We start from the raw sequence: 8,304 nt of genomic DNA on the forward strand, positions 1-8,304 counted from the left end.
CTTTATTGTAGGTTTCCTTACGACTGCCAATACTCAGTTTCAGGGTCCTCTGAAAGAAACTTTTCTTTCGGAAGTGGGCGGGTTAAAAAATACTTTTGCTACTTTGATTACTTTCTCCTGGTTCCTTGCTTATCCGGTTTGTGGAGGGGTAGGCTCGTCGTGGATTAGCAAATACGGATATAAAGGAACATTGATGCGTGGATTGCTGGTGATGATTGTGGGACTTGGTTTGTTCTTTGCCTCTTCCTATTTCACAGTACACTTTCCTGAAGCGAATTGGCATGCAGGAAATAATGTTATCCCTGGAGGGTTCTTGATTTTCTTACTGGGTTCTTTCGTGGTAGGGGCTTCGGCCACCATTCTGCAAGTGGTTATAAATCCTTATCTGACGGCTTGCCATGTCAAGGGTACCCAGTCCATTCAGCGTTTGGCTATAGGCGGTTCCGCCAATTCTGTGGGAACTACGCTTGCTCCTTATTTCGTGACCGGTGTCGTGTTCGGCGGTCTGTCTATGGAGGACATTCAGATTGACCAGCTGATGGTTCCGTTCCTGGCATTGATGGCTGTTATTTCTTTGATTGTATTGTTGTTGATGAAATTGTCTTTGCCCGATATCCAAGGAACCAGGGTAGAGAAGGGAGAAAAGCTGGAAAAAAGTGTATGGTCCTTCCGTCATCTGACATTGGGCGTGGTGGCTATCTTCTTTTATGTAGGAGTGGAAGTCTGTATCGGGGCCAATATCAATCTGTATGCCATCGAGATGGATTATGCTTCTCCGGCACTGATGGCTACGCTCTATTGGGGTGGTATGCTTGTGGGCCGCCTGGTGGGGAGCAGCCTGAGCAGGATTTCTCCCCGCGTGCAGTTGACGGTTACTACGGTATCGGCAGGACTACTCGCCCTACTGGCCATTCTTCTGAATAATCCGTGGCTGCTCACGGCAGTAGGTCTGTTCCATTCCATCATGTGGGGAGCTATCTTTACTTTGTCCGTTGCCCATTTGGGAAAATACACTTCGGTGGCTTCGGGTGTGTTCATGATTGGAGTGGTAGGCGGTGCCATATTGCCCTTGTTGCAAGGAGTGCTTGCCGATGTTCTTGGAGGCTGGAGATGGTCATGGCTCATCGTTCTTTTTGGAGAAGCGTTTATGCTGTATTATGCATTGATAGGTTCACGGGTCCGTCAGACCTGCGATAATTTGTAATTAAAGATAGTACTTATGAAAAAAATTAGAATGATGATGGCTGCCGCTTTGGGCGTATTGGTTTCATGCGGTAGCGTTAAGTCGGGAGAAGAGGTCGTTGCGGCTTCCCGCGATTCAAAGGTTGTGGTTGCTTATGTCACTTCGTGGAGTGAGGTGATGCCCGACCCGCAGTACATGACGCATATCAACTATGCGTTCGGTCATGTAAACGAGAGCTTTAACGGTGTCAAGATTGATAATGAGGAACGTTTGAGACAGATTGTTGATTTGAGGAAACAGAAGCCGGAGCTGAAAGTGCTGCTTTCCATCGGCGGCTGGGGAAGCGGACGTTTCAGTGAGATGGCTGCCAATGATGAATATCGCCGTGCTTTTGCCGCGGACTGTGACCGTGTGGTGAAGGAGTTCGCTTTGGATGGCATTGACATCGATTGGGAATATCCCACCAGCTCTATGGCAAATATATCCTCGTCACCGGACGATACGGAGAATTTTACACTTCTGATGCAGGATATCAGAGCTGCCATCGGCAATGAAAAGGAACTGACACTTGCCACCGTAGCTTCTGCCCGTTACATTGACTTCAAGGCTATCTTGCCTTCCGTCGATTTTGTGAATATCATGGCTTATGACATGGCTTCTGCTCCCAAGCACCATTCGGCGCTTTATCCGTCAGGACATAGCGGTGACATTACTTCGGACGGTGCCGTTACTGCACACTTGAAAGCGGGCGTACCGCCTTCCAAGCTGGTGATGGGTATGCCCTTCTATGGTCGTGGAGGTGACGGTTATCCCAGCTTCCAAGACTATAATAAGGTAGGGAATACGGATACCCAATATACTGAAAAGTGGGATGAGGTGGCTCAAGTGCCTTATCTGGCCGATAAGAATGATACGTTGGTATTTGGTTTTGAGAATCCCCGTTCACTTGCCATCAAGTGTCAGTATATTCTGGATAAAGATTTGCTGGGAGGCATGTATTGGGATTATAGCGGAGACAATGAACAGGGTGATTTGCGCCGTACGGTAGCAGAAAACCTATTGGGCAAGCCGCACAAGGCGAAGGTACTGGTGTTGACGGAACGTGGCGGACAGCACGGAGGATTTACGGATGCCGGTTTGAGGTGGTTGGCGGCCGAAGGTGTAAAGGGGAATTTCAGTATTACCGAGATAAACAATGCCAGGAACATAACGGAGGCTTACTTGTCGCAGTTCAGCCTGGTTATTCAATTGGATTTCCCGCCTTATACTTGGCCGAAGGAAGCGGAAGATGCGTTCGTCAAGTATATAGAAGAAGGCCGTGGCGGCTGGATAGGTTTCCATCATGCTACTTTGCTGGGCGAGTTTGACGGTTATCCCATGTGGCAATGGTTCTCTGATTTCATGGGTGGTGTACGTTTCAAGAACTACATAGCTCCGCTGGCCAACGGTACGCTGATTGTGGAAGATAAACAGCATCCGGTAATGAAAGATGTTCCGGCCTCTTTCGTGGTGCCCGATGACGAGTGGTATACTTATGACAAGAGCCCGCGCCCCAATGTACATGTACTGGCCAATGTAGACGAATCGAGCTACACGCCTGCATCGGACATCAAGATGGGCGATCATCCGGTGGTTTGGGTCAATGAAAGCAAAAAGGCACGCAATGTTTATTTCCAGATAGGGCATAGCAGCAAATTGTACGAAACGGAAGGGTTTACGACCATGTTCAGAAATGCCATTAACTGGACTTTAGAAAGGTAATCCTCTTTATAATCAATGGATTTGGAAGAAAACGGGTACGTACAGAAACGTATCCGTTTTTTTATGGGTTTAAACTTTATCACTTTAAGTTTAAAATAAAACGTTTTTTATGGATGTGTTAGTAAATGAACTCCTTATGAGAAATATTCAACTTCCATTTCTTGTTTAGTACGTAATTTCGCTTATCGAAGTATTGGAATTTGTATCAATACAATATGAATAACTTTCTATTTTATAAACTAATACTATTATCATGAAAAGAAAAAGAGTCCTTTTGCTGCTTTGCATTCTCAGTTGCACTTTGCAGCTCTTCGCACAACAAATTAATGTGCAGGGTATCGTTTATGATCCTTCCGGAGAAACGGTTCCGGGTGCTAATGTCAGTATGAAAAGTAATCCGGCTGTGGGTACTGTGACGGATATTGATGGGAATTTCAGTCTGAAAGCTTCTGTGGGTGATGTGTTGGTCTTCACCTTTATCGGTTATGAGCCTATTGAGTATAAACTGACTGCTGCAGATACAAATCTGAAAGTCCGTTTTACTGATTCTTCTGAGTTGCTGGACGAGGTAGTTGTAGTAGGCTATGGTGTACAAAAGAAGAGTGTACTTTCGTCTGCTGTGAGCCGTGTTACCAGTGAAGAGTTGGATAAAGGTAATCCTACAAATATTCAGAATGCTTTGAAAGGTAAAGTTTCCGGTGTACAGATTATCTCTAATTCAGGTCAGCCCGGTGCGGAATCAAAGATTCGTATTCGGGGTACCGGTACGGTCAACAACTCCGATCCGCTTTATATAGTAGACGGCATGCCGTCTGAAAGTGGTATCAGTCATTTGAATCCTTCTGATATTGAGTCTATTGAAGTGTTGAAAGACGCAGCTTCCGCCGCTATTTACGGAGCCCGTGGTGCTAACGGTGTTGTGCTAATAACTACGAAGAAGGGTACTAAAGGGAAGGCTACTTTGAACTATGAATTTACGTACGGTATTCAGAATCCTTCCAAGAAGGTGGATTTGCTGGGTAGTGCGGATTATCAGATGTTGATGAATGAAATGGCTGCCAACGCAGGTAAGGACCCTTATTTCCCGACTGTTTCCAGCGTCAATACCGACTGGCAAAAGGAACTGCAGAACAAGAATGCTCCTATTATGAACCACAAGGTTTCGTTGAGTGGAGGTACGGACAACTCTACCTATTATGCTTCTTTCGGTTATGTAAAGCAAGAAGGTATTTATGCCAAAGGACATGCTGATTATGAACGCTACAATGTACGCTTGAATTACAATAATGTATTACTGGACACGAAATCACGAAATTGGTTGAATAAGATTAGTTTTGGTGCAATTGCAAGCTATTCCAAGTCAATCCAGACTGGTAATACTATTGGCAATAGTGAAGCTGCAGGCTTGATTACTTCCATGAATATGTTGCCTCCTACCGAGCCGGTTTATCAGACCGACCCTGCTATACTGGAGCAATATGCCGTAACTTATCCAAATCATGTCATTGCTCCCAACGGCCTGGCATACAATATCATCGAGATGCGTGAAATAACCAATCCGCTGGCAGCCATGCAGGTCAGTCATAACCAGAGGACTATGCCTCAGAATTTCGGTGCGAACTTTAACCTTGATGTCGACTTGTTGCCAGGCTTGAAGTTCAAGACTACCTATGGTGCGGAATGGGTGTTCAATTCCATTAAGAATGTAACTCCAGTCTACGAGCTAAATGCTACCAGTAAGAATGCCACTTCCAAGGTAGAGGATAAGAAAAGGGAGTCTTCCTATTGGCAGTGGGAAAATGTACTGTCGTATACAAAGTCTTTCGGCCGTCATAATATAGGTGCACTGTTCGGTACAAGTATGTCTTCCTACCATTACTCCAATTTGGAAGCGGAAGATTATAATCTGCTGGTGGTGGATATAGACAAGGGATATATAGACACGGCCACAGCGCCCGAAGAACAGTCCAAAGTATGGGGTGGGGCGGAAGATCACCGCATTGCATCCATATTCGGACGTATCAATTATAATTATGATGAAAAGTATTTGTTCGAAGCGGTAGTGAGACGGGACGGTTCGTCAAACTTCAGTCGCGAGCACCAATATGCTACATTCCCTTCGGTTTCTTTGGGTTGGGTGTTGACTCGTGAGAAGTTCATGGAAAACAGACCTTCCTGGTTGGATTTTGCCAAGATACGTCTAAGCTGGGGACAGAATGGTAACGAACGTATTGGCTCCTTTGCCTATACAAGTATGATGAGTCAGGGTAAGAATGCAGTCATAAATGGAAAGGTATATACGGGCATGCTGCCCAGTGGCTATGCCAATGCTGATTTGAAATGGGAGACCTCCGAACAGACCGACTTGGGTATTGACTTGCGTTTCTTCAACAGTGCATTGACATTCTCTGCCGACTATTTCGTGAAGAAGACGAAGGACATGCTGCTTTCCATGCCGATTCCTCTTTATACCAGTTATGGCAGTATGACGGTCAATTCGGGTACAGTGAAGAACGAAGGTATCGAGTTCGAAGCGTCCTATCGCTTTAAGGTGGGTGAAGTGAATCTGGGTATCAATGGAAATGCTTCTTATGTGAAGAATACCGTAACAGACCAGGGCCCCGACCGTGTCGGTCTCAATAATATCGGCGGTGGTATGGGCGGCCAGGTCAGTTGGAGAGAGAACGGGCGTCCGTACGGCTTCTTCTACGGTTACTTGCATGATGGTATTTTCCAGAATCAGCAGGAGATAGATAGCTATACCTACGTAGATTCTAACGGAAAGACTCAGCTGATACAGCCGAATGCCAAGCCTGGAGATATTCGTTTTAAAGATTTGGATGGTGAAAATGGGTTGAATGGTGATGACCGTACCATGATAGGCAAGCCGAACCCTGACTGGACATATGGATTCACTCTTTCTGCCGATTGGAAAGGAGTTGATTTCAGTGCATTCTTCCAGGGAAGTATCGGAAACGACATTTATAAACTGTACAGACGTTCCAATGTGACTTTTGGTAACTACGACAAATCTTGGCTGAACCGTTGGCATGGTGAAGGCACTTCCAATTGGGTGCCACGTGTGATAGATGGTGACAACAATAACTATCAGGTTTCAAACTTTTTTGTGGAAGATGGTTCGTATATGCGTTTGAAAGTGTTGCAGATTGGCTATAGTCTGCCCGGACAGATGTTGCAGCGTGTCGGCGTCAAGGGGCTGCGTTTCTTTGTGCAGGGCGAAAATCTGTTTACAATTACCAACTACAGCGGTTATGATCCTGAAGTGGGAACACGTGATGGATTTGACGGGGGAACATATCCGCAAGCACGTACTTATACTATCGGTGCGAATATTACATTTTGATTAACCTAAAAATTAGATACAATGAATAAGATATTAAAGGTATTGGCTTTGGGTGCGATGGCTTTGTCGACCACAGCTTGTTCAGATTTTCTGGAAGTGAATCCGAGAACTCAGGTGTCAGAAACCGAATTCTATAAGACGGAAGACGATATGATGAAGGGCTTGTATGCCGTGATGAATGAAATGCAGACCCGTATGCCGGAGGTTTGGTCTTACTCTTCTTTGCTGGGTGATGAGTCCGAAACCGGTGGTGGTATCGGTGAGGGGTCTTACAAGACGAAATGGGATACTTTTACCTATGACGCGACTTCTTGTTTCGGTGCATGGGGATATGGTTCTTGGTGGAATGAGTGGGATTTTGGCTTGTTCAATGGAGTCATTGCTGCCAATCTGTTGATTGACAAATTGGCCGGATGCAACCTCAGTGCAGACTTTGTCAATTCCATTTCTGCCGAAGCGCGCTTTTACCGTGCCATTTTCTATTACCATCTGTTTATGGGGTATGAGCAATTCCCGCTTATCAAACATTATCTGGCAGCCAGTGAAATGTATAGCGTTGCCAAAGGAACCCGTGAAGAAATTTATGAGTTTATGATGGGTGACTTGGATGACGAAGTGACTAAGTATCTGCCCCAGCGCAGTGCTACACAGCAGGGACGCGTTTGCCGGGATGCTGCCAAGCTGCTTCGTGCCAAAATTATTTTGTTCCATCGTGATGAGACTAAATATCAGGTGGCATTGAATGACATGAAAGAAATAATCACCAGTGGAAGATACCGGTTGAACCCTGATTATCAAAACTTATGGGTGAAAGACGGAGAATGGTGTGCGGAATCTATCTTTGAGGTATGTTATGCCGGCAATAACTCCGGTGAAGGGTTTGGTCTTGCACGTTCTTTGGGTGGTCGTAACATTGTTGACCCGAGAAGTGCCGAGCAGGGCGGCTTGGGCGAAGGTTATGGGCAGAATACCATGCCGAGTACTGTTTACAACATGTTTAAGGAAGGTGATACGCGCCGTGAGGGAACAGTCATTGTCTATGCGGACGAGGCTAAAAAAGTGGCAGAAATGGTGGCCAAAGGTGAACTACCGGCAGGAAGTGCTTTCCAAGTCAGTGACCAGCAGGAAAATTACGAGGGTCTGGGGCACTATAAGATTCATCCGAGAAAGGAGACGACGTCTACGGTGAATCCTACGGATAACTATTATAACTCTTGGCGTATTTACCGTTATGCCGATGTTTTGCTGCTGGCTGTGGAGCTTGATGTACGCATCAACGGAACTGCCAGTGCCGATGCGCAAGGCTGGTTCGACCAGGTCAGAGACCGCGCTTTCAAAGACAAAGAGCATCGTATCAACTTGGCCGGAAAGAGCAAGCAGGAGCTGTTGGATATTCTTTTTGAAGAGCGTGGGTATGAGTTTATGGATGAAATGCAGCGTTGGTTTGATATTCTGCGTTTCGATAAAGGAACAGAGATTTTAGGTAACAAAGGTTGGACGGAGAAGTTCAGATACTTTCCAATTGACCAGTCGGAAATGGATAGAGCTAAAGGTGGCTTGACACAGAACCCTGGCTGGTTATAAGTTTTGATTGTTTTTTTCTGAAGAGTCCCCGGTATTTCCTTGTGAATAATACCGGGGATTTTTTGTTCCTTCACAAAGTTTGTTTTGGCAAAACATCTGTCATGCTATCACGCAAATGGGTGTATTGTTTTGATTATAAATCAATTAAAGCGTGATAGATACCCGTGACAGATAAAAAACGTTACAACCATCTATCACGCTTTCCAATCTTTCTAAAAGATGATGCCTCCTATTTATTGGGTGAATCGTAAAAGTGGCTATTGTCTTAGTTCTCAACATGAAACTTTTAGTTTTGAGACTAAATACGAGAAGTTTTGATTGGGAAAATAATTGGTTTCATTAAGGGAAACCTTTAGTTTCCTTTCGTAAAACTAAAAGTTTCAGCAAGTGAAACTTTTGGTTTCAACGATAT

General features: G+C 45.2%; 4 protein-coding genes. All 4 read left to right on the forward strand.

All coding sequences use genetic code 11. The features are described from left to right. On the forward strand, positions 1 to 1,204 hold a 1,204-nt coding region (locus ABUA47_RS21020), incomplete at its 5' end, for an MFS transporter (protein ID WP_349831999.1). A gap of 15 nt (positions 1,205 to 1,219) precedes the next feature. Beyond that, a complete protein-coding gene (locus ABUA47_RS21025) occupies positions 1,220 to 2,944 on the forward strand; it encodes a glycosyl hydrolase family 18 protein (protein WP_034529528.1) in 1,725 nt (574 codons plus the stop codon). Between the two features lie 253 nt (positions 2,945 to 3,197). Then, the gene (locus tag ABUA47_RS21030) at positions 3,198 to 6,308 is read left to right on the forward strand and encodes a SusC/RagA family TonB-linked outer membrane protein (RefSeq protein ID WP_057281639.1); all 3,111 of its coding nucleotides are present in this window, start codon (positions 3,198 to 3,200) and stop codon (positions 6,306 to 6,308) included. Positions 6,309 to 6,329: 21 nt separating this feature from the next. Next, the gene (locus ABUA47_RS21035) at positions 6,330 to 7,892 is read left to right on the forward strand and encodes a RagB/SusD family nutrient uptake outer membrane protein (RefSeq protein WP_005827028.1); all 1,563 of its coding nucleotides are present in this window, start codon (positions 6,330 to 6,332) and stop codon (positions 7,890 to 7,892) included. Positions 7,893 to 8,304 lie beyond the last annotated feature (412 nt).

The sequence above is a fragment of the Bacteroides sp. RTP31139st1_H2_RTP31139_211217 genome, assembly GCF_040227615.1.
In the GTDB taxonomy this organism is placed as follows: domain Bacteria; phylum Bacteroidota; class Bacteroidia; order Bacteroidales; family Bacteroidaceae; genus Bacteroides; species Bacteroides uniformis.

Excerpts from the sequence above, each read along its gene's own strand:
- ABUA47_RS21025 (WP_034529528.1), top strand. The coding sequence starts at position 1,220 with ATGAAAAAAATTAGAATGATGATGGCTGCCGCTTTGGGCGTATTGGTT.
- ABUA47_RS21030 (WP_057281639.1), top strand. The coding sequence starts at position 3,198 with ATGAAAAGAAAAAGAGTCCTTTTGCTGCTTTGCATTCTCAGTTGCACT.
- ABUA47_RS21035 (WP_005827028.1), top strand. The coding sequence starts at position 6,330 with ATGAATAAGATATTAAAGGTATTGGCTTTGGGTGCGATGGCTTTGTCG.